The following is a 19,936-nucleotide window of genomic DNA, read 5'->3' as shown; positions in this document are numbered from 1 at the left end:
GTCAGCGACCCCCGAACGACTGCGCCAGGACGCTGTCTATGCCGACGTAGTTGGTGTGGGTCTGGCGCATCATCCCGGCCTCCTGGTTGAGGCGGGTGTTGAGCGTGGAGACCTGCTCGTGCCACTCGGTCAGGGCGGCACGCAGCGAGTTCGCGGTGTCCCAGCCGCTGAGCTTGGAGGCCGCGGCCCCGGTCGAGTCGTCCGCGGTCTTGCCTGCTGCGGTGCTCTCGGTGGCGATACTGTCGAGTGCCAGTGCCGCCTTGTCGAGGGCGCTGGGTGCCACACCTGTGGTCCCCGCGTCTGGGTCAGCCATCGATTCTCCCCGAATTCTTCATGCTTGACAGTCAGTTGACCAGCCTTTGGCCAGTCCTAGCGGGACGTTAGCACGCGTATACGACCGGGCCCGGGCCCCTCCCGGTCAGGCCTCGGCGGGGGCGCAGGCCCCGATCGCCCGGCCGGCCTCGACGGAGGCCCGCCCGGCGTCGCCGGCCCGGACGGCGGCGAGGATGCCGTCGTGGCCGACGTAGCGCTCGGGCACGAGTTCGGGGCCGACGTCGTGGCGCAGGTGGGCCCGCATGACCTCGCCCAGGTCCGCGTAGACGGCGGCGAGCACGTCGTTGTGGGCGGCGGCCACCACCGCCTGGTGGAAGGCGGCGTCGGCCTGGACGAAGTCCTCGGCGTCGCCGGAGGACCAGGCCTCCTCGCGGCGGGCCAGGGTGGCCTCCAGCAGGTCCAGGTCGCGCTGGTTGCGCCGGCCGGCGGCGAGCCCGGCGGCGGAGGTCTCCAGGGTGGCGCGCAGCTCGGCGACCTGCTGCTGGTCGGCGTCGGCGAAGCGGCGGTGCATCACGCCGGCCAGTTCGCTGGTCGCCAGGACGTAGGTGCCGGAGCCCTGGCGGATGTCCAGCAGCCCGTTGTGGGCGAGTGCCCGGACGGCCTCGCGGACGGTGTTGCGGGCGACCCCCAGCTGCTCGACCAGCGCGACCTCGGTGGGGATGCGCGAGCCCACGGGCCACTCGCCGGAGGTGATCTGGGTGCGCAGCTGCGCGATCACCTGGTCGGACAAGGGGGTGCGCCTCGGGGAGGACAGCGCCACGGGGGGCTCCTAGCGGCTAGGTCGGATCGGGCCATCATGCCAAGAACGGGTGGGCGGGTCGGCCGGGGCCGGCGCCGTGCTGCGGCCGGGTGGCCGTCGGTGGTGGCCGTCGGTGGTGGTTGCGGGCGGTGGTTCCGGTGCTGCGGTGGCCGGGGCGGCCGGTGCGGGGACACCGGCGTGCGTTAATTCATCCCATCATTCTATGATGTCGTTCATGTCCACCGCAGCAGACTCCCCCGCAGACGCTCGGCCGCTCCCCCGGACCGGCCCTCCGACGGCCGGCCGCGCCGGGTCCGGTGCCCGCGAGGGGCGGCCCGCCCCCGCCCCCGCCCGCACCAAGTACCTCGGGGTGCTGTTCGCCGTGGCCATCGCCGCGGCGGCCTTCAACCTCCGGCCGGTGGTCACCAGCCTCGGCCCGCTGCTCGACCAGGTCCGCGCCGACCTCGGCATGAGCGCCACCGTCGCGGGCCTGCTCACCGCCGTCCCCTCGCTCTGCTTCGCGCTCTTCGGCCTGGCGGCGCCCGCGCTGGCCCGCCGGATCGGCCCGGTCGCGGTGGTCACGGCCGGGATGGGCGCGATCACCCTCGGCGTGCTGGCCCGCTCCTTCGCCGGCGGCACCGCGGTCTTCCTGCTGCTGACCGCGGTCGCGCTGGCCGGGGTGGCGGTCGCCAACGTGCTGATCCCGGTCGTCATCAAGCGGTACTTCCCGGAGCGGGTCGGGCCGATGATCGGCCTCTACTCGATGGCCCTGTCGGCCGGCACCGCGCTGGCGGCGGCCGTCACCGTGCCGCTGACCTCCGCGCTCGGCGGCGACTGGCGGGTGGGCCTGGGCGTCTGGGCCGGGGTGGGCGCGGTCGCCCTGGTGCTCTGGCTGGCCACCCTGCTGCTGCACCGGGAGCGGTCCGGCGGCTCGGCGTCCCGGGCCGCCGAGCGGCTGCCGATCCTGCGCAGCCGGACGGCCTGGGCGCTGGCCTGCTTCTTCGGCCTCCAGGCCACCGGCGCGTACGTGACGATGGGCTGGATGCCGCAGATCTTCCAGGACGCCGACATCTCCTCCTCCACCTCCGGGGTGCTGCTGGCGCTGACCATGGTGGTCGGGGTGCCGGTCTCCTTCGTGCTGCCGAACTGGGCCGCCCGCCGGGGGGACCAGCGGATCTTCGTGGTGGTGCTGGCCGCCTGCGGGATCGCCGGCTACACCGGGCTGGCGCTGGCGCCGGCCGGCGCGCCCTGGGTCTGGGCCGCGCTGATGGGCCTGTCGAACTGCGCCTTCCCGCTGGTGCTCACGATGATCGGCCTGCGCGCCCGGACCTCGGGCGGGGTGGCCCAGCTGTCCGCCTTCGCCCAGGGCCTCGGCTACCTGATCTCCATCCCCGGCCCGATCCTGATCGGCAGCCTCTACCAGGCCACCGGCCAGTGGTACCTGCCGCTGGGCTTCCTGGCCCTCCTGCTGCTGCCGCAGATGGCCTTCGGCCTGCGGGCCGGGCTGCCGCGGTTCATCGAGGACGAGGCCGTCCGCCCGGTGGCGCCGGCAGCCTCCTGAGCAGCGGCGCCGCTTCCTGGGCCGCGGCGCCCCCGGCCCCGCCGTCGTCCCCCGCCGCCCCGCCGTTCCCGCGGGCCTGCTGGGCCCGTGGGGGGCCGGCGGGGGCCGGGACCGGGCCGTCCGGGCGGGGATGCGAGACTCGGTGCATGCCCGTACTCGAACCGAATCCCACCGACGGCCACAAGAAGCTGGCCCAGATCGCCGCCCTGATCGCCGGCATCGTCGTCCTGCTGGCCGTGGTCGCGATCGTCGCGAAGAACCTCGGCTGAGCGACCCGGTCGGTCCCGTCCCACTCCTGAGGGTGGCGCTGCCCGGAGCACCGCGCCCGACGGCCGGTTTTCTGCCAAGCTTGCTGGGTATGAGCGCCGAAACGTCCCGCAGGATCATCGTTCTCCGCCACGCCAAGGCCGACTGGCCGAACCAGGTGGACGATCACGAGCGGCCGCTGGCCGACCGTGGCCGCCACCAGGCACCGGACGCCGGCCGGTGGCTGGCCGACTCCGGCATCAATCCCGACTATGTGCTCTGCTCGACGGCCCTGCGCACCCGCGAGACCTGGAAGCTCGCCGTCCACGAGCTGCCCAGGCGCCCGCAGAAGACGGTGTACGAGGACCGGGTGTACGAGGCCAGCCCCGGCGAGATCATCACGGTGCTGCAGGAGACCCCGGACGAGTTCGTCGACGTGGTGCTGGTCGGTCACAACCCGGGCGTGCTGGGCCTGACCCAGGTGCTGGCGGGCGACGCGGGCGACCGCGAGGCGCTGGAGCGGCTGCGGCTCGGCGGCTTCCCGACGGCGGCCATCGCGGTGCTGGCCTTCAGCGGCTCCTGGAAGGGCGTCGAGCCCGGAGTGGCCGAGCTGGTCTCGTACCACACGCCGCAGGACTGAGCGGACGGCCGGAAGGGGCGCGAGGATCACTCCTCGCGCCCCTTTTCTGCTGCGTCGGTCCGTGCGCGCCGTTGGGCCGCGCCGTCCGGGTCACCCGGGCCGGGTCACTCCGTCGGGGTGCCGTCCAGGGCGTCGGCCGCCTCGACCTCCTCGCGGGTGATGCCCAGCAGGTAGAGCACGGTGTCCAGGAAGGGCACGTTCACCGCGGTGTCGGCGGCCTGACGCACCACCGGTTTGGCGTTGAACGCCACCCCGAGACCGGCCGCGTTGAGCATGTCCAGGTCGTTGGCGCCGTCGCCGATCGCCACCGTCTGCTCCAGCGGCACCTTCGCCTGCTCGGCGAACCGGGCCAGCCAGCGGGCCTTGCCCGCCCGGTCCACGATCTCGCCCGTCACCCGGCCGGTGAACTTCCCGTCCACCACCTCCAGGGTGTTGGCGGCCGCGAAGTCCAGCCCGAGCTGCTCCACCAGGTGGTCGGTGACCTGGGTGAAGCCGCCGGAGACGATCGCCACCTGGAACCCGAGCCGCTGCAGGGTGCGGATCAGGGTCCGGGCGCCCGGTGTCAGCCGGACCTCGGCCCGGACCTTCTCCGTCACGCTCGCGTCCAGCCCGGCCAGCAGCGCCACCCGGGCGCGCAGCGACTCCGCGAAGTCCAGCTCGCCGGCCATCGCGGCCGCCGTCACCTCGGCGACCTTCGCCTCGCAGCCCGCGTGGGCGGCGAAGAGCTCGATCACCTCGTCCTGGATCAGGGTGGAGTCGACGTCCATCACGACCAGCCGCTTGGCCCGGCGCTGCAGCCCCGCCTGGACGACCGCGATGTCCACCCGCTGGGTGGCCGCCTCGACGGCCAGCTCGGCGCGCAGCTCATCGGTCGGCACCCCGGAGACGGCCAGCTCGACCGCCGTCACGGGGTACTTGGCCAGGCGGAACACCCGGTCGATGTTGCCGCCGGCCGAGGTGATCCGGGTGGTGAGCGCGGCCACCGCGGCGGCGGTCAGCGGGTGGCCGAGCACGGTGACGTGCGAGCGGCCCTCGCGGCGCGGCCGGTTGTCGCCGGTGCCGGAGATGATCTCGGCCTGGAGCTTCAGCTCCTCGGCCCAGCGGTGCACGGTGGCCCGGAGCGCCCCCTCGACGCCGGGCGAGCCGCCCGCCGGGGGAGTGATCAGTGCACAGAGAGTTATCCGGCCCCGGGTCACCATCTGCTCGATGTCGATCACGTCGACGGCGAAGTCGGCCAGTGTGGCGAACAGGCCGGCGGTGATGCCGGGGCGGTCCTTGCCGAACACCTTGACGAGCAGGGTCCGCTCGTCATCGGTCCGGGGCTGCGGGCTGGGGACGGGCTCGGCGGCCGGGAGCGATGCGTTCATGGTGGTTCCCACGCTACCCGTCGCCGGACCTGCGCACGGCACCGGTCCGGCCCGTGGACACCGCCGTCCGGCGCCCCCGCCGGGCCCTTCGTACCGGTGCCGAAGGGGCCCGTGAGCGCCGCGGGGCGGGCTTCGGCCCGGCGCCGTCCGCGAATCGTTGCCAGCTGGTCACAGTCACCCGGGGTGACTTTCGTCATCGGGAGCCGGGCTGGAATGATTCCCCCCGTCAGTTCAGGATCGTCGACCCCCGCAGGGGGCCAAACCGGGGGACCGAGAGAGCGGGGCAGGCGCGTAGTGCCGCAACTCGTCATTGACATCAACGGGCAGCAGCGGACTCTGGAACCGGGGCGGGCCTACACCATCGGGCGCAACCCGCAGTCGGACTTCCCGTTCGACGACGCCAGGATCTCCTGGCAGCACGCCACCATCTCCTTCAACGGCGCCGGCTGGCTGCTGGAGGACCACGGCAGCACCAACGGCACCTACGTCGGCGGCGCCCGCACCCTCCAGGCGCAGCTGTACCCCGGCGCGGTGGTCAACCTCGGCAACGGCGAGAACGGCCCCCGGCTGAGCTTCTCCGCGCCGGACCGGGCCGCCGCCCCCGCGCAGGCCTGGCACGAGGCCGCCACCAGCCGCAGCAGCGCGGCGCCGGCCGCCCAGCCGTGGGCCCAGCAGCCCCCCGTGCAGCAGCAGCCGCCCGTCCAGCAGCCGCCGATGCAGCAGCCCCCCGTGCACCAGCAGTGGAACGCCCCGCAGCAGCAGCCCGGCTTCCCGCACCAGCAGGGCGTCCCGCCGCAGGCCGGCCCCCCGCAGGGGTTCCCGCCGAACCTCGCCGGTCCGCAGGGCCACGGCCCGCAGCCGACGATGATCCGCAACCTGACCTCCGGGATGCGCACCGTCCGGATCGGCCGCGCCCTGGCCAACGACATCGTCGTGTCCGACCTCCAGGTCTCCCGCCACCACGCCGAGCTGCGCCAGCTGCCCGACGGCCGGTACGAGATCGTCGACCTCGGCAGCCACAACGGGATCTTCCTCAACGGCCAGCCGGTCCAGCGCCAGCTGATGGGCCCGCAGGACCGCCTGACCGTCGGCCACTCCAGCTTCGTGCTGGTCGGCGACCAGCTGCAGGAGTTCGTCGACACCGGCGCGGTCTCCTTCTCGGCCCGCCACCTGACCGTCGAGGTCGAGCACAAGGGCGCCAAGAAGATCCTGCTGAACGACGTCAGCTTCGGCGTCCCGGAGAAGTCCCTGGTCGCCGTCATCGGCCCGTCCGGCTCCGGCAAGTCGACCCTGCTGCGCGCCCTCACCGGCTACCGGCCGGCCGACCGCGGTGACGTCCTCTACGACGGCCGCAACCTCTACAAGCAGTTCGCCGAGCTGCGCTCGCGGATCGGCCTCGTCCCGCAGTCGGAGATCCTGCACAAGGAACTCACCGTCCGCACCGCCCTGAAGTACGCGGCCCGGCTGCGCTTCCCCGGCGACACCGAGGCCGCCGAGCGCGAGCGCCGGATCGACGAGGTGCTGTACGAGCTGCGACTGGACAAGCGCGCCGAGAACCGCATCACCGCCCTCTCCGGCGGCCAGCAGAAGCGCGTCTCGGTCGCCCTGGAGCTGCTGACCAAGCCCTCGCTGATCTTCCTGGACGAGCCCACCTCGGGCCTGGACCCGGGCATGGACCGCGAGGTCATGCAGATGCTGCGCGGCCTCGCCGACGACGGCCGGACCATCCTGGTGGTCACCCACTCGGTGGCCGAACTCGCCCTTTGCGACCGGCTGCTGGTGATGGCGCCGGGCGGTTCGGTGGCCTACTTCGGCCCGCCGGACGAGGCCCTGCACTTCTTCGGGTACGAGACCTGGGCCGACGTCTTCCAGGCCTTCGAGAACTACCCGGACCACGACTGGGCCGGCCGCTACCGGGGGTCGGTGCACTACCAGCAGTACTCGGCCGACGCCGACTCGGTGGCCCCGCAGTCCGCGCAGATCGTCCAGCAGGCGATCCGCCCGCCGAAGCCGCAGAGCTGGGGCTCCCAGCTGTGGACGCTGATCCGGCGCTACCTGTCGGTGATCGCCTCCGACAAGGGCTTCATGGCGCTGTCGATCCTGCTCCCGGCCATCCTGGGCGGGGTCAGCATCATGATCCCCGACACCGCCGGGCTGACGTACAAGCAGCTGCCCAACGGCAAGCTCGGTTTCAACAGCGGGGCCGCCACGATCCTGCTGATCATGGCGATCGGGGCCTGCTTCTCCGGGGCGGCCAACTCGGTCCGGGAGCTGATCAAGGAACGGGCGATCTACGAACGGGAGCGGGCCACCGGGCTCTCCCGGTCGGCGTACATGATGTCGAAGATCATCGTGCTGGGCTTCTTCAGCGTGGTGCAGGGCGCGATCATCGCCGCCGTCGGCTTCACCCCGCGCAAGCTGCCGGAGGAGGGGCTGATCCTGACCGGCCTGCCGGCCGTCGAGATGGCCGTCGGCCTGATCCTGCTCAGCTTCGCCTCGATGATGTTCGGCCTGATCATCTCCGCCCTGGTGAAGACCGCCGAGAAGACCATGCCGCTGCTGGTGATGTTCGCGATCATCCAGGTCGTCTTCACCGGCTGCCTCTTCCAGCTGTTCGGCAAGCCGGGCCTGGAGCAGTTCGCCTGGCTGATGCCCGCCCGCTGGGGCGTCGGCGCGGTGGCCACCACGCTCGACCTCTCGCACCTGATCGGGCCCTGGAACGGCAACCCGCAGAACCCCGAGTGGGACTCGATCTGGGGCCACAACGTGGGCCAGCTGGTGGCCGACTGGGTGGTGCTGATCGTCATCTCGGCGATCCTCGGCTACATCGTGACCCGCCTGCAGAAGCGCCACGAGCCCGAGGTCATGCGCCAGGGCTGAGACACCGCGCTCCCGTTCGTACGGGCGGCCCTCCCACCCCGGGAGGGCCGCCCGTCGGCGTTCCCGGCCCGGACCACGGACGCGGACCGGACCGGGTCGGCCCGGCCCGGCCGCACCGGACCTAGGACCACGGACCCGGGACCGGGGCGCCCCCGGACCGACGCGGCACCCCGCGGCCCGGCGGTAGGTTGGCGGTATGCCGACCGAGCCCAGCGAAGCCGCGCCGCCTCCCGCCGGCCCCCTCGCCGAGGAGACCTGCTCCGGGGAGGACACCCGGGCCCCGGCGGACGGGCCGCCCCGCTGCGACCCCTGCCTCGGCGGCATCGAGGCGGTCAGCGCCGCCGTGCTGGCGATGAGCCGGCACCTGGAGGTGCGCGAGGTGCTGCGCCGGATCACCGCCTCCGCCCGCGACCTGCTCGGCGCCGAGTACGCGGCCCTCGGCGTGCCCGACGACCACGGCGGCTTCGCCCAGTTCGTGGTGGACGGCATCACCGAGGAGCAGTGGCGCGCCATCGGCCCGCTGCCCCGCCAGCACGGCGTGCTCGCCCTGATGCTGCACGAGTCCGGGCCCACCCGGCTGGACGACGTCCGGGAGGAGCCGTCCTTCGGCGGCTGGCCGGCCGCGCACCCGGACATGAAGGCCTTCCTCGGCATGCCGATCCTCGACGCGGACGCCTCCGCCGGCACCCGGGACGCGACGAGCGGGGATCCCGGCGGCGGGGAGCCCGGCGACGGCGCCCAGGAGGTGATGGGCGTCATCTTCCTGGCCAACAAGCGCGCCGGCGGCGGCTTCACCGACCACGACGAGGAACTGCTGCGGATCCTGGCCGCGCACGCCGCGATCGCCCTCAGCAACGCCCGGCTCTACGAGCGCAGCCGCGAACTGACCCTGGCCGGCGAGCGCGCCCGGATCGCCCACGACCTGCACGACGCCGTCTCGCAGAAGCTGTTCTCGCTGCGGCTGACCGCCAAGGCCGCCGCCACCCTGGTCGGGCGCGACCCGGACCGCGCCCGCGCCGAACTCGCCGAGGTCGCCCGGCTCGCCGCCGAGGCCGCCGACGAACTGCGGGCCGTGGTCGTCGAGCTGCGCCCCGCCGCGCTGGAGGAGGACGGCCTGGTCCCCACCCTCGCCTCCCAGGTGCAGGTGCTGGACCGGGCCCACACGGCCGCGGTCTCCTTCGAGGCCGACCGGGTCCGGGCCCTGCCCGCGGCCCAGGAGGCGGCCGTGCTGCGGGTCGCCCAGGAGGCCCTGCACAACGCGCTGCGGCACTCGGGCGCCGAGCGGGTCGAGGTCACCCTCACCGGCACCGCAGCCCGCGGCGCCCTGCTGCGGGTCACCGACGACGGCCGCGGCTTCGACCCGGAGTCCGTCCGCCGGGCCGGCCGCCACCTCGGCCTGGTCTCGATGCGCGACCGCGCCGCCGCCGTCGGCGGCCGGCTCACCCTGGACTCGGCCCCCGGCAAGGGGACGGCCGTCGAACTGGAGGTCCCCGGTGCCTGAGAACCCGTTGATCCGCGTCCTCCTGGTGGACGACCACCAGGTGGTCCGCCGCGGCCTGCGGACCTTCCTGGAGGTCCAGGACGACATCGAGGTGGTGGGCGAGGCCGCCGACGGCGCCGAAGGCGTGGCGAAGGCTCAGGAGCTGGCCCCCGACGTCGTCCTGATGGACCTGAAGATGCCGGGCGTGGACGGCATCGAGGCGCTGCGGATGCTCAAGGAGGGCGGCAGCCGGGCCCGGATCCTGATCGTCACCAGCTTCACCGAGCACCGCACGATGGTGCCCGCCCTGCGCGCGGGCGCGGCCGGCTACGTGTACAAGGACGTCGACCCGGAGGCCCTGGCCGGGGCCATCCGCTCGGTCCACTCCGGGCACGTGCTGCTGCAGCCCGAGCTCGCCGAGGCGCTGCTGGCCGAGGACACCCCGCGCGCGCCGCAGGGCCGCGGCGGCACCCTGACGGAGCGGGAGCGCGAGGTGCTCGGCCACATCGCGGACGGCCGCTCCAACCGCGAGATCGCCCGCGGGCTGCACCTGTCCGAGAAGACGGTCAAGACGCACGTCTCCAACATCCTGATGAAGCTGGACGTCGCGGACCGCACCCAGGCCGCGCTCTGGGCCGTCCGCAACGGGGCCGCCAACGACGGCTGACGACGGCTGCGTCCCCGGGCCGGCCCCGCCCGCCCGGGGACGCAGCCGGCCCGGGGCCCGGCCCGGTCAGTCCCGGCGCTCGTCCACCAGCGCGTTGTACGCGGCGACCTGCGCCCGGCGGGCCGTGCGCTGCAGCGGGGCGAGCGCGGACCGGCGGGCCGCCATCTCGGAGGCGCTGACCGCGGCGCCGTGCCCGCCCGAGGCGATCGACAGCAGCGCCGTCACCTGCCGGGCCGACTCCAGCACCCGGACGGCGCGCGGCGGGTAGCCGGGGGCCAGCAGCTCGGAGTGCCCGCGCCGCCGGTACGCCTCCAGCGCCCGCATCGCCTCCGGCCCGGCGCCGGCCACGTCCAGCCGGGCCAGCAGCGCGGTGGTCTCCCGCAGGCCGTCCGCGAGCTCGCGCTCGGCCTCGTGCAGCGAGGGCACGTCGGCCGGCGGCGCCTCGCGCACCTCCGAGCAGCGCCAGAGCACCGTCACCGCCTGGTCCCCGGCCGGCCCGTACACCTCGATCTCCGGGACGAGCCCCAGCGGCGCCCCCACCGCCAGCACCGCCTCGCCGGCGCCGAGCGCCCGCGCGTTGAACTCGGCCGGGCCGGTCAGCCCCAGCGGGTGCCCGGCCGCGGGCAGCGCGAGCCGCAGCCCGCTCACCCCCAGCACCCGCAGCCGCCCGAGCGCCCAGGTGAGCCCGTGCTGGTCGCCCTCGGCGTCGCCGGGCAGACCGGTGACCCGGTGGCTCTCGTCCTCGCCCAGCACGGCGGCGGCCGCGTTGTCCGGCGGCGCGAATCCGCCCAGCAGGGCGTTGCCCCAGGCGGTCAGCCGCCCCGATCGGGGCTCTTCGTACGGATTGTCGGCAGGTGTCACGAGCATCCGGCCAGCCTACGGAAAGTTGCGACACCCGGGTGGCGTAGGTTTGCCCTGTGCTGCGAGCACGGCACCTCCTCCGTACCTGACCGGTGCTGGAGTAGGCTGCCCGCCCGCACCGCTGTCGAGACGAGTGGACCGCACCCCGAGGACCCACGGCCAAGACTTCCTTGGGCAGCCTCGGTCGGCCGAATTCTGCATTGGGGAAGGCGTAGGCATGAGCGACGTGCTGGAGCTGGTGGACGTTACCGTGGTCCGGGAGGGCCGCGAGCTGGTCGACCAGGTCTCCTGGTCGATCTCCGAGGGCGAGCGCTGGGTCATCCTGGGCCCCAACGGCGCCGGGAAGACCACCCTGCTGCAGATCGCCTCGACCTACCTGTTCCCGAGCAGCGGCAAGGTCACCGTGCTCGGCGAGAAGCTCGGCGAGGTCGACGTCTTCGACCTGCGCGCCCGGATCGGGCTGGCCGGCGCCTCCATGATCGACCGGCTGCCCGCCGAGCAGACCGTCCTGCAGTCGGTGCTCACCGCCGCCTACGGCATGACCGCCACCTGGCACGAGAAGTACGAGGAGACCGACGAGTCGCGGGCGCTGGCCCTGCTCGACCGCCTCGGCATGGCCGCCTTCACCCACCGCAAGTTCGGCACCCTCTCCGAGGGCGAGCGCAAGCGCACGCTGATCGCCCGGGCCCTGATGACCGACCCCGAGCTGCTGCTGCTGGACGAGCCGGCCGCCGGCCTGGACCTCGGCGGCCGCGAGGACCTGGTCCGCCGCCTCGGCGCGCTGGCCCAGGACGAGTTCGCCCCGGCGATGGTGATGGTCACCCACCACGTCGAGGAGATCGCCCCCGGCTTCACCCACGTCCTGATGATCCGCCAGGGCAAGGTGCTCACGGCCGGCCCGATCGACAGCGAGCTGACCGCCCGCAACCTCTCGCTCTGCTTCGGCCTGCCGCTGACCCTGGAGCGGCACGGCGACCGCTGGTCCGCCCAGGGCCTGCCGCTCGGCTGAGCCCGGGACCGGCCCGCCGGGAGCACTCCGGGCGGTACTGAACTCACTGAACTGGAACCGGTCGCGCCCGCGGCCGGTTTCCGCCCGTCCACCTGCGGGAACCTTCCGCCTCGAAGCCCTTCGCTCCCTAGGATGGACACGTGGACAGCTGGATCTGGTGGCTCCTCGCCGCCGTCGGCCTCGGCATACCCCTGGTGATCACGGCGATGCCGGAGTTCGCCATGTTCGCGGTGGGTGCCGGTGCGGCCGCCGGTGTCGCCGGGCTGGGAGCCGGCGTGGTCTGGCAGGTCCTCACCTTCGTCGCGGTCTCGACCGCGCTGCTGGTCGTGGTACGGCCGATCGCCTACCGGCAACTGAAGAACGGCCCGCAGGTCAAGATGGGCATCGAGGCGCTCCAGGGCGCCACCGCGGTCGTCGCGGAAACCGTCGACGGGGAGGGCGGGCGGATCAAGCTGAACGGCGAGGTCTGGTCGGCCCGCGCGCTCAACCCCGGCAGTGTGTACCAGCCGGGGCAGCAGGTCGACGTCGTCGAAATCCAGGGCGCGACCGCCCTGGTCGTCTAGGGGAGAGTCCGTGGAACCCGTCCTTATCGTCCTGGTCGTCCTCGTCGTGGTGGCCTTCATCGCGCTGATCAAGACGATCCAGGTGATCCCGCAGGCCAGCGCCGCGATCGTGGAGCGCTTCGGCCGCTACACCCGGACGCTCAACGCGGGCCTGAACATCGTGGTCCCGTTCATCGACCGGGTGCGCAACCGGATCGACCTGCGCGAGCAGGTCGTGCCCTTCCCGCCGCAGCCGGTGATCACCCAGGACAACCTGGTGGTCAACATCGACACGGTGATCTACTACCAGGTCACCGACGCCCGGGCCGCCACCTACGAGGTCGCCAGCTACATCCAGGCGATCGAGCAGCTGGTCATCACCACGCTGCGCAACATCATCGGCTCGATGGACCTCGAATCCACCCTGACCTCCCGCGAGGTCATCAACGCCGGCCTGCGCGGCGTCCTGGACGAGGCCACCGGCAAGTGGGGCATCCGCGTCAACCGCGTCGAGCTCAAGGCGATCGACCCGCCGACCTCCATCCAGGACTCGATGGAGAAGCAGATGCGCGCCGACCGTGACAAGCGCGCCTCCATCCTCACCGCCGAGGGCGCCCGGCAGGCCGCGATCCTGCGGGCCGAGGGCGAGAAGCAGGCCGACGTCCTCAAGGCCGAGGGTGAGGCGCAGGCCGCGGTGCTGCGCGCCGACGGTGAGGCCGCCGCGATCCGGACGGTCTTCGAGGCCATCCACGACGGCAACCCGGACCAGAAGCTGCTGGCCTACCAGTACCTGCAGACCCTGCCCGAGCTGGCCAAGGGCGACGCCAACAAGCTCTGGATCATCCCGAGCGAGGTCGGCGACGCGCTCAAGGGCCTCGGCGGCGCCTTCAGCGGCCTGACCGGCGCCAACGGCTCGGGGGCCCCGGCCGCCGCCGCCCCGCAGGCCGCCCAGGTCCCGCTGGACCCGGCCGCCGGCCCGCGTCCGGTCGACACCGACAAGGGTGCCGCCCGCCCCCGGATCGACCGCACCCGCGAGTACCCGAAGATCGACCCCGAGTGAGCACCGGGCACCGCTGAGCACCCGGTACCGCTGACCGGCCGGCACCGGTGAACAGCGGTCCGCGCCGCCCGCCCGGCACCTGACGCACCGTCCAGGGCCCGCCCCCGCATCCGTGGGGGCGGGCCCTCGCGCGTCCGGCAGCCGGTCCCGTGCGCCCGCCTGTCCACGGTCCGGAAACCTACTGGGCAGTCCGCCCCGGCTCCGGCATGATCATGCCCTGACAGCCCCGGACCGAGGAGTGACGGATGACAGTGTGGGAGGCCGTGGCCGTCCTGGTCGCGGGCGTCGGCGCGGGCACCATCAACGCGATCGTGGGCTCCGGCACCCTGATCACCTTCCCCGTCCTGCTCGCCGTCGGACTGCCGCCGGTCACCGCCAACGTGTCCAACACGCTCGGCCTGGTCCCCGGCAGCCTCAGCGGCGTCGTCGGCTACCGGCGCGAGCTGGCCGGCCAGGGCCGGCGGCTGCGCCGACTCGGCACCGCCTCGCTGTTCGGCGGCCTGCTCGGCGCCTTCCTGCTGGTGGAACTGCCCGGCCGGGCCTTCGACGCGATCGTCCCGGTGCTGATCCTGATCGCCCTCGTCCTGGTGGTGATCCAGCCCCGGGTGGCCCGCGCGGTCGCCGCCCGCCGCCCGGACGGCGGCGACCCGGACGGCGGCCCGCTGCTGTTCGCGGGCGTCTTCCTGGCCGGCATCTACGGCGGCTACTTCGGCGCCGCCCAGGGCGTCCTGCTGCTCGCCATGATGGGCATGCTGCTGCAGGACGACCTGCAGCGGATCAACGGCGTCAAGAACGGCCTGGCACTGATCGTGAACACCGTCGCGGCGGTGTTCTTCCTCTTCGCCTCGACCGTCGACTGGACGGCGGTGCTGCTGATCGCGGTCGGTTCGGTGGCCGGCGGCCAGCTCGGTGCGAAGGTCGGCCGCCGGCTCCCGGCACCCGTGCTGCGCGCGGTCATCGTGGTGGTCGGCCTGGCCGCCGTCACCAAACTGCTCATCAGCTGATCACCGGCAGGAGAACCCGATGGCCCTGGAAATGCGCGAGATCTGCGAACGCTGCGAGGTGTCGCTGACCTCGGACGGCGCCGCCTTCCTATGCTCCTACGAGTGCACTTTCTGCCCGGAATGCACTGCGGCGACGGCCGGCACCTGTCCCAACTGCGGTGGTGAACTGGTGGCCCGCCCGCGCCGGACGACCTGATCCCCACGGCACCAGGGAGCGGACCGATGAGCAGAGCACGACTGACGGAGGACGAGATCACCGCCGGCCTGACCGGCATCCCGGAGTGGTCGCGGGTGGGGGACACGATCGTCCGGACCGCCGACGCCAAGGACTTCCCGGCCGCGATCCGGGTGGTGGTCGCGGTCGCGGCGGCCGCGGAGGAGCTCGACCACCACCCGGACATCGACATCCGCTGGCGGACCCTGCACTTCGCGCTCTCCACCCACAGCGCGGGCGGCCTCACCGCCCTCGACCTGACGCTCGCGGCCCGGATCGACACCGCCCTGCGGGCCGAGGCGCCGGAGGCGTAGGCCCGGGCCCGGGCCCAGCCGTCGGTCCGTCGGTCCGTCGGTCCGTCGGTACGTCGGTACGTCGGTACGTCGGAAAATCCGTTCACCACACCTCCCTACCGGGCGGAGCAGGCCGCCCCGCCCGGCGTGAGATGCTGACTGCCGCATCGCACAGCGCCGGGAGGGACGGAACACATGGCTCAGGACCCTCCTCCCGCCGGGCAGGGGTACTCCGCCGGCGCCTCCGGCCGGCCGCCCTTCGGCACCGAGCCGCAAGAGCCCTGGCAGTCCGGCGAGTACGGGCAGCAGTGGCAGGAGTCCGTCCCCGCGCCGCGGGCCCCGGAGGCCTATCCGGGCGGTTACCAGCAGCCGGTCACCGGCCACGACGGCGGCCACCTCGCCGGCGGGTACGGGAGCGGCGGGTACCAGGGCGGCGGGTACGACGCGAACGGCTACGGCGGCTCCTCCTACCCGCAGGCCCCGCTCGGGCCGGACTCCTTCGGGCAGTCGCCGTACACCGGGCAGCCCTATGCCGGGCAGCCCCATGCCGGGCAGTCCTACGGCGAGTCGCCGTACGGTGCGCAGCAGCAGTACGCGGAGCAGCAGTTCGGCCAGACCCAGCACGGCACCGGGACGGCGTACGAACCCGGCTACGGGTACGAGGAGCAGTCCCCGTACGGGCAGTACACCCCGTACACGGTCCAGCAGGGCGGGTCGGACCAGCAGCTGTACGCCCCGCCCGGCGCCGAGCACTCGCAGGACGGCTACGTCCCCTTCCCCGGGGAGGCCGTCCCGTCGGACGCGCCGCAGGCCGCCCCGGCGGCCGCGCCCGCGCCCGAGCCGGCGACGGACGGCGACGGCGATGCCGGCCGGCCGCTCCGGGTGGGCCGCCCGACCGCCCGCCCCGACGGTCCCGAGGCCGCCGGCGACCGGCCCCGCCCGTCGCTGGTGGACAAGGCCCGGGCCGCCGCCGGAGCCGTGGTCTCGGCCGACCACGCACCCGGCCGCCGCACGCTGGTGATCCGGGCCGCCGCCGGCGCGGCCGCCCTCGCCGTCCTGGTCGCCGCCGGCCTGATGGTCAGCGGCGAGAGCGACGGCGACCGGACGGCCGCCGGCAGGTCCGCCGAGAAGGGCTTCACCGTCGCCCACACCAAGGCCTGGTCCGCCCAGCCCGCCGCCGAGCCCGCCGCCGCGCAGCCCGGCGCCGACGACACCCTGATCGGCAGCTGGCTGCTCGACGCGGCCGTCGTCCGGGCCGAGAGCACCGGGGTGCGCGCCTACGACCTGGCTGCCGGCAAGCCGACCTGGTCGGTGGAGGCCCCCGCAGCCGGGGCCGTTCCCTGCGGCCTCTCGCCCTCCGTCAACGCCGCGGGCCTCGGCGCCGCGCTGTTCCGGCCGCAGGCCGACCCGAACAGCCCGTGCACCCTGGTGGTGGCCGTCGACACCAGGACCGGGAAGACCGCCTGGACGAAGACCCTGTCCGACGCCAAGGAGAAGTACGCGGCCCGGATAGGCGTCACCGAGGACAAGGTGATCGCGATCGGGGACGACAAGGCGGTCGCCTGGCAGTCCGCCGACGGCGCCGACATCTGGCAGTACACCGGCCAGGGCAAGTTCTGCACGCTCGCGGGCGGTGTCGGTGCGAAGACCGTCGTCCTGCACAGCAGCTGCGCCGACTCCACCCCGGTCGACCAGGCCGTCTCGCTGAACACCGCCGACGGCAAGGTCGGCTGGTGGCGCGGTCTCAACAACCAGCCGCGGACGGTCAGCGTGCTCTCCGCCGAGCCCGCCGTCGTCGCGACCACGGGTGCGGCCGTCACCGACGACCGGATCTTCGCCTGGGGGCCGGCCGGCGACCCGGCCACCGAGATCCCGGTCGTCGCGGACGACACCCGGATCGACGTGGTGCACGGAAGCTTTTCGGCCACTCCGGGCATGTACTTCCAGGACCGGACGATGGCCGTCACCCTGACCCCCGTCGCGGGCGGGCCCGTCACCGTCGCCGCGTACGACCTCACCACCGGCAAGCAGCTGTGGAAGGCCCCGACCGCCGAGAAGGGCAAGGTCAGGGCAGTGGGCCTGGACAACGGCGCGCTGCTGCTCGCCGCCGACGAGCGTCTCGGCCAGCCGGCCCGGCTCAGCCGGTTCGCCCTCGCCGACGGCACCGAGACCGTCGGCGGCAACTTCCCGCAGGGCACCGGCTCGCTGCTGATCTCCGGGCGGGTCCTGCTCGGCGGCGGCAAGGTGATCGCCGTCCCCGAGCACTCGGCGAACTTCGGCGTGGCCGCCGCCTACCAGGCCAAGGGCTGACGCCGCGCAGGACAGGGGATGACTCCGCCCGGGCCGGGGGCTGACCCCGCCGCCCGGTCCTGCTCGCCCGCCCGTGCTCCCGGGGCGCGCCCCGCCCGGCCGGTGGGCCGGCCGGTCCCCCGATCGGGCCGGCCCACCGACGTTCCTCACCCGGCCGGCGGCCGCACCGGCGGGGTGCGGCCGCCGCGGGCGGTCCCCGGGAGGGTTCCGGCGGCCGGTCGTCCGGCCGCCGGGGTTCGGGCCGCCGGTCCTCAGGCCGCCGCGGTCATCGAGGCGGTCGGCGGCAGCCAGGCGGCCAGCTCCCGGACGTCCGTGCCGCGCAGCCCCAGCGCCAGCATCAGGGTGGCCTGCGGCGTCGGCTCGAAGGGCTTGCGGAGCAGCCGCATGCCCGCCTGCTCCGGCGTCCGGTCGGCCTTGCGCTGGTTGTCCTCCGCACAGGCGGCCACGGTGTTCAGCCAGCTGTCGGCCCCACCGCGCGACTTCGGCTGCAGGTGGTCGACGGTGGTCGCCCGGCGGCCGCAGTAGGCGCACAGGTGCTGGTCCCGGACCAGCACCCCCCTCCGCGACCACGGGGCCCGTTGTCGGAACGGCACCCGCACGTACCGTTGGAGCCTGATCACCCGCGGCACCGGGACGCTCACACCCGTACCGCGCACCGTGCGCAGGGGATGGGCCTGCTCGACGACGGCCTTGTCCTGCAGCACCAGAACCACCGCCCGCTGCAACGACACAGTCGTCAGCGGCTCGTAGCTCGCATTGAGCACCAGCGTGTTGCGCACCTCGGCCACCTCCCTGCGGGCGCGCCAAGGTGGCACGACCGGCTCCTCACACGTCACCGCCGTCGTACGGCGGTGGGACCACTGTGAACGGGCCCGGGGCCGACGAACAACGGAATTTCCGGTGCCGGCCGGGGCGCCCCCCCGGGTCCGGACCGCTCCGGGACGGAAACTCGCCGGTCGGGAGCGCGTACCCTCTACAACGCTGGAGCCGTACCGTCCCCGGGCCCGATCGAACAGGGCCCGCCACCGGGGCCGGGCGCCCGATCGAAGGAGAAGCGTGACCGTGACGGACATCGTCGACGAGCTGCGGTGGCGTGGGCTGATCGCCCTGTCAACCGACGAGGACGCACTGCGCAAGGCGTTCGCGGACGGCCCGGTCACGTTCTATTGCGGCTTCGACCCGACGGCCCCGAGCCTGCACCTCGGCAACCTGGTGCAGATCCTCACCATGCGCCGGATCCAGCAGGCCGGGAACCTGCCGCTCGGCCTGGTCGGCGGCGCCACCGGTCTGATCGGCGACCCCAAGCCCACCGCGGAGCGGGTGCTCAACGACCCCGAGACGGTGGCCGCCTGGGTGGACCGGCTGCGTGGCCAGATCTCGCGCTTCCTCGACTTCGAGGGCGAGTACGCGGCCCGCATGGTCAACAACCTGGACTGGACGTCCGGCATGTCGGCGATCAGCCTGCTGCGCGACGTGGGCAAGTACTTCCGGGTCAACAACATGATCGCCAAGGAGGCCGTCGCCCGCCGGCTCAACTCCGACGCGGGGATCAGCTACACCGAATTCAGCTACCAGATCCTCCAGGGGATGGACTACCTGGAGCTCAACCGCCGCCACGGCTGCACCCTGCAGACCGGCGGCAGCGACCAGTGGGGCAACCTCACGGCCGGCACGGACCTGATCCGCAAGGCCGAGGGCAAGTCGGTGCACGCGCTGGCCACCCCCCTGATCGTGAAGGCCGACGGCACCAAGTTCGGCAAGACCGAGTCGGGCACCGTCTGGCTCGATCCCGAACTCACCACGCCGTACGCCTTCTACCAGTTCTGGCTGAACGCGGACGACCGCGACGTCTCCACCTTCCTGCGGATCTTCAGCTTCCGCTCGAAGGAGGAGATCGAGGAGCTGGAGCGGGAGACCGCCGAGCGCCCGGCCGCGCGACTCGCCCAGCGCGCGCTGGCCGAGGAGCTGACCTCGCTCGTGCACGGTGCCGACCAGTACGAGCGGGCCGTGGCCGCCTCCAAGGCCCTCTTCGGCCAGGGCGACCTGGCCGACCTGGAGGCTCCGACCCTGGCGGCGGCCCTCGCGGAGGTCCCGAAGGCGGAGGTCACCGAGCTGCTCCCGATCGTCGACCTGCTGGTCGCCGTCGGCCTGGCGCCGAGCCGTTCCGCGGCCCGGCGCACGGTGAAGGAGGGGGGCGCCTACCTCAACAACACCAAGGTCACGGACGAGGAGGCGGCGCCGGCCGCGGCGGACCTGCTGCACGGCCGCTGGCTGGTCCTGCGTCGTGGCAAGCGCAACCTCGCGGCGGTTGAGCTCACGTCAGAAGGCTGAAAACAGCCGTAGGTTGAGCTGCGTCTTTGAGCCCTGGGGGCCGGATCTGGACAGATCCGGCCCCCACGTGTTTGACGCCGCCGGATGCGTGGCCTAGTGTTGGACGAGTCGCCTGAACCGGGCGGGTGAGCGGGAAAGCCTAGCGGCTGGACCGGACCGGCCGGAGCGACCAGCACATTCAGCTCGTACCTTCTCTTCACTCGACCCCCGTTCAACCGGGTGCGCTTCTGCGTGTGGTCGTGCGAAGAAACGGTGAATTTCGGAAAGCTCCGGAATTGCGCTAATGTGGGGGTCGCCGCAGAAAAGCGGACCTGGCCGGCCAGGGTTGGAAAAGTGAAACTCCGGGAAAACGGAGCGGAACGGATCTGATAAGCTGGAAACACGAAAGAACGAAGCGCC

At 73.4% G+C, this 19,936-nt stretch carries 19 protein-coding genes; 14 read left to right on the top strand and 5 right to left on the bottom strand.

Features of this window, described 5'->3' with window-relative positions; all coding sequences use genetic code 11:
- Position 1: 1 nt before the first annotated feature.
- Together IE329_RS00090 and IE329_RS00085 are read right to left on the bottom strand one after the other, a co-directional pair.
- Positions 2-313: a hypothetical protein gene (locus IE329_RS00090; RefSeq protein WP_190208656.1), complete on the bottom strand. Its 312-nt coding sequence runs from the start codon at positions 311-313 to the stop codon at positions 2-4.
- Between the two features lie 105 nt (positions 314-418).
- Complete coding sequence (locus IE329_RS00085) at positions 419-1,093, bottom strand: FadR/GntR family transcriptional regulator (protein ID WP_190208655.1); 675 nt, start codon at positions 1,091-1,093, stop codon at positions 419-421.
- Positions 1,094-1,307: 214 nt separating this feature from the next.
- On the opposite strand from IE329_RS00085, the gene IE329_RS00080 reads away from it, so the two are divergent.
- The 3 genes from IE329_RS00080 to IE329_RS00075 all read left to right on the top strand — a co-directional run bounded on the left by IE329_RS00080 (position 1,308) and on the right by IE329_RS00075 (position 3,519).
- On the top strand, positions 1,308-2,633 hold the full coding sequence (locus IE329_RS00080; RefSeq protein WP_190208654.1) for a CynX/NimT family MFS transporter: 1,326 nt from the start codon (positions 1,308-1,310) through the stop codon (positions 2,631-2,633).
- Between the two features lie 146 nt (positions 2,634-2,779).
- A complete protein-coding gene (locus IE329_RS41360; protein ID WP_268257243.1) occupies positions 2,780-2,902 on the top strand; it encodes an SGM_5486 family transporter-associated protein in 123 nt (40 codons plus the stop codon).
- Positions 2,903-2,991: 89 nt separating this feature from the next.
- Positions 2,992-3,519: a SixA phosphatase family protein gene (locus IE329_RS00075; protein ID WP_190208653.1), complete on the top strand. Its 528-nt coding sequence runs from the start codon at positions 2,992-2,994 to the stop codon at positions 3,517-3,519.
- A gap of 104 nt (positions 3,520-3,623) precedes the next feature.
- Here IE329_RS00075 and serB read toward each other — a convergent pair whose 3' ends face one another.
- The gene (gene serB, locus IE329_RS00070) at positions 3,624-4,886 is read right to left on the bottom strand and encodes a phosphoserine phosphatase SerB (RefSeq protein ID WP_190208652.1); all 1,263 of its coding nucleotides are present in this window, start codon (positions 4,884-4,886) and stop codon (positions 3,624-3,626) included.
- Positions 4,887-5,180: 294 nt separating this feature from the next.
- On the opposite strand from serB, the gene IE329_RS00065 reads away from it, so the two are divergent.
- The 3 genes from IE329_RS00065 to IE329_RS00055 all read left to right on the top strand — a co-directional run bounded on the left by IE329_RS00065 (position 5,181) and on the right by IE329_RS00055 (position 9,913).
- Positions 5,181-7,766, top strand: a complete 2,586-nt coding sequence (locus IE329_RS00065; RefSeq protein ID WP_190208651.1) for an FHA domain-containing protein — start codon at positions 5,181-5,183, stop codon at positions 7,764-7,766.
- A 352-nt stretch (positions 7,767-8,118) separates the two neighbouring features.
- A complete protein-coding gene (locus IE329_RS00060; RefSeq protein WP_190208978.1) occupies positions 8,119-9,267 on the top strand; it encodes a GAF domain-containing sensor histidine kinase in 1,149 nt (382 codons plus the stop codon).
- Positions 9,260-9,913, top strand: coding sequence for a response regulator (locus IE329_RS00055; protein WP_190208650.1), 654 nt, complete (start codon positions 9,260-9,262; stop codon positions 9,911-9,913). The genes IE329_RS00060 and IE329_RS00055 overlap by 8 nt, the downstream gene beginning before the upstream one ends.
- A 66-nt stretch (positions 9,914-9,979) precedes the next feature.
- On the opposite strand, the gene IE329_RS00050 is transcribed toward IE329_RS00055, so the two are convergent.
- The gene (locus IE329_RS00050) at positions 9,980-10,780 is read right to left on the bottom strand and encodes a hypothetical protein (RefSeq protein WP_190208649.1); all 801 of its coding nucleotides are present in this window, start codon (positions 10,778-10,780) and stop codon (positions 9,980-9,982) included.
- Between the two features lie 211 nt (positions 10,781-10,991).
- Here IE329_RS00050 and IE329_RS00045 point away from each other — a divergent pair, with 211 nt between their 5' ends.
- The 7 genes from IE329_RS00045 to IE329_RS00015 all read left to right on the top strand — a co-directional run bounded on the left by IE329_RS00045 (position 10,992) and on the right by IE329_RS00015 (position 17,206).
- Positions 10,992-11,783 (top strand): ABC transporter ATP-binding protein, encoded by a 792-nt coding sequence (locus IE329_RS00045; RefSeq protein WP_190208648.1) that lies wholly within the window; start codon positions 10,992-10,994, stop codon positions 11,781-11,783.
- 140 nt (positions 11,784-11,923) lie between these two features.
- A complete protein-coding gene (locus IE329_RS00040) occupies positions 11,924-12,346 on the top strand; it encodes an NfeD family protein (protein ID WP_073928754.1) in 423 nt (140 codons plus the stop codon).
- A gap of 10 nt (positions 12,347-12,356) precedes the next feature.
- Positions 12,357-13,385 carry an SPFH domain-containing protein gene (locus tag IE329_RS00035; RefSeq protein WP_190208647.1) on the top strand — a complete coding sequence of 343 codons (1,029 nt, stop codon included), beginning with the start codon at positions 12,357-12,359 and terminating at the stop codon, positions 13,383-13,385.
- A gap of 245 nt (positions 13,386-13,630) precedes the next feature.
- Positions 13,631-14,389: a sulfite exporter TauE/SafE family protein gene (locus IE329_RS00030; protein ID WP_190208646.1), complete on the top strand. Its 759-nt coding sequence runs from the start codon at positions 13,631-13,633 to the stop codon at positions 14,387-14,389.
- A gap of 19 nt (positions 14,390-14,408) precedes the next feature.
- Positions 14,409-14,585, top strand: coding sequence for a DUF1272 domain-containing protein (locus tag IE329_RS00025; RefSeq protein ID WP_190208645.1), 177 nt, complete (start codon positions 14,409-14,411; stop codon positions 14,583-14,585).
- A 26-nt stretch (positions 14,586-14,611) separates the two neighbouring features.
- The gene (locus IE329_RS00020) at positions 14,612-14,917 is read left to right on the top strand and encodes a 4a-hydroxytetrahydrobiopterin dehydratase (RefSeq protein ID WP_190208644.1); all 306 of its coding nucleotides are present in this window, start codon (positions 14,612-14,614) and stop codon (positions 14,915-14,917) included.
- A 174-nt stretch (positions 14,918-15,091) separates the two neighbouring features.
- Positions 15,092-17,206 (top strand): outer membrane protein assembly factor BamB family protein, encoded by a 2,115-nt coding sequence (locus tag IE329_RS00015; protein WP_190208643.1) that lies wholly within the window; start codon positions 15,092-15,094, stop codon positions 17,204-17,206.
- 251 nt (positions 17,207-17,457) lie between these two features.
- Here the strand turns inward: IE329_RS00015 and IE329_RS00010 are convergent, their stop codons facing one another.
- On the bottom strand, positions 17,458-17,985 hold the full coding sequence (locus IE329_RS00010) for an HNH endonuclease (protein WP_190208977.1): 528 nt from the start codon (positions 17,983-17,985) through the stop codon (positions 17,458-17,460).
- A gap of 283 nt (positions 17,986-18,268) precedes the next feature.
- Here IE329_RS00010 and tyrS point away from each other — a divergent pair, with 283 nt between their 5' ends.
- Positions 18,269-19,537: a tyrosine--tRNA ligase gene (gene tyrS / locus IE329_RS00005; RefSeq protein ID WP_190208976.1), complete on the top strand. Its 1,269-nt coding sequence runs from the start codon at positions 18,269-18,271 to the stop codon at positions 19,535-19,537.
- Positions 19,538-19,936: the final 399 nt, after the last annotated feature.

The organism is Kitasatospora indigofera, from assembly GCF_014655955.1.
Lineage (GTDB): Bacteria > Actinomycetota > Actinomycetes > Streptomycetales > Streptomycetaceae > Kitasatospora > Kitasatospora indigofera.
The sequence above is the reverse complement of the archived record's forward strand: the minus strand, read 5'-3'. Positions and strand labels throughout refer to the sequence as shown.

Bases quoted from the DNA above. Each gene is read 5' to 3' on its own strand.
- serB (WP_190208652.1), bottom strand. From the start codon at position 4,886: ATGAACGCATCGCTCCCGGCCGCCGAGCCCGTCCCCAGCCCGCAGCCC.
- IE329_RS00050 (WP_190208649.1), bottom strand. From the start codon at position 10,780: ATGCTCGTGACACCTGCCGACAATCCGTACGAAGAGCCCCGATCGGGG.
- IE329_RS00015 (WP_190208643.1), top strand. From the start codon at position 15,092: ATGGCTCAGGACCCTCCTCCCGCCGGGCAGGGGTACTCCGCCGGCGCC.
- IE329_RS00030 (WP_190208646.1), top strand. From the start codon at position 13,631: ATGACAGTGTGGGAGGCCGTGGCCGTCCTGGTCGCGGGCGTCGGCGCG.
- IE329_RS00025 (WP_190208645.1), top strand. From the start codon at position 14,409: ATGGCCCTGGAAATGCGCGAGATCTGCGAACGCTGCGAGGTGTCGCTG.
- IE329_RS00020 (WP_190208644.1), top strand. From the start codon at position 14,612: ATGAGCAGAGCACGACTGACGGAGGACGAGATCACCGCCGGCCTGACC.
- IE329_RS00080 (WP_190208654.1), top strand. From the start codon at position 1,308: ATGTCCACCGCAGCAGACTCCCCCGCAGACGCTCGGCCGCTCCCCCGG.
- IE329_RS41360 (WP_268257243.1), top strand. From the start codon at position 2,780: ATGCCCGTACTCGAACCGAATCCCACCGACGGCCACAAGAAGCTGGCC.
- IE329_RS00045 (WP_190208648.1), top strand. From the start codon at position 10,992: ATGAGCGACGTGCTGGAGCTGGTGGACGTTACCGTGGTCCGGGAGGGC.
- IE329_RS00090 (WP_190208656.1), bottom strand. From the start codon at position 313: ATGGCTGACCCAGACGCGGGGACCACAGGTGTGGCACCCAGCGCCCTC.
- IE329_RS00075 (WP_190208653.1), top strand. From the start codon at position 2,992: ATGAGCGCCGAAACGTCCCGCAGGATCATCGTTCTCCGCCACGCCAAG.
- IE329_RS00060 (WP_190208978.1), top strand. From the start codon at position 8,119: ATGAGCCGGCACCTGGAGGTGCGCGAGGTGCTGCGCCGGATCACCGCC.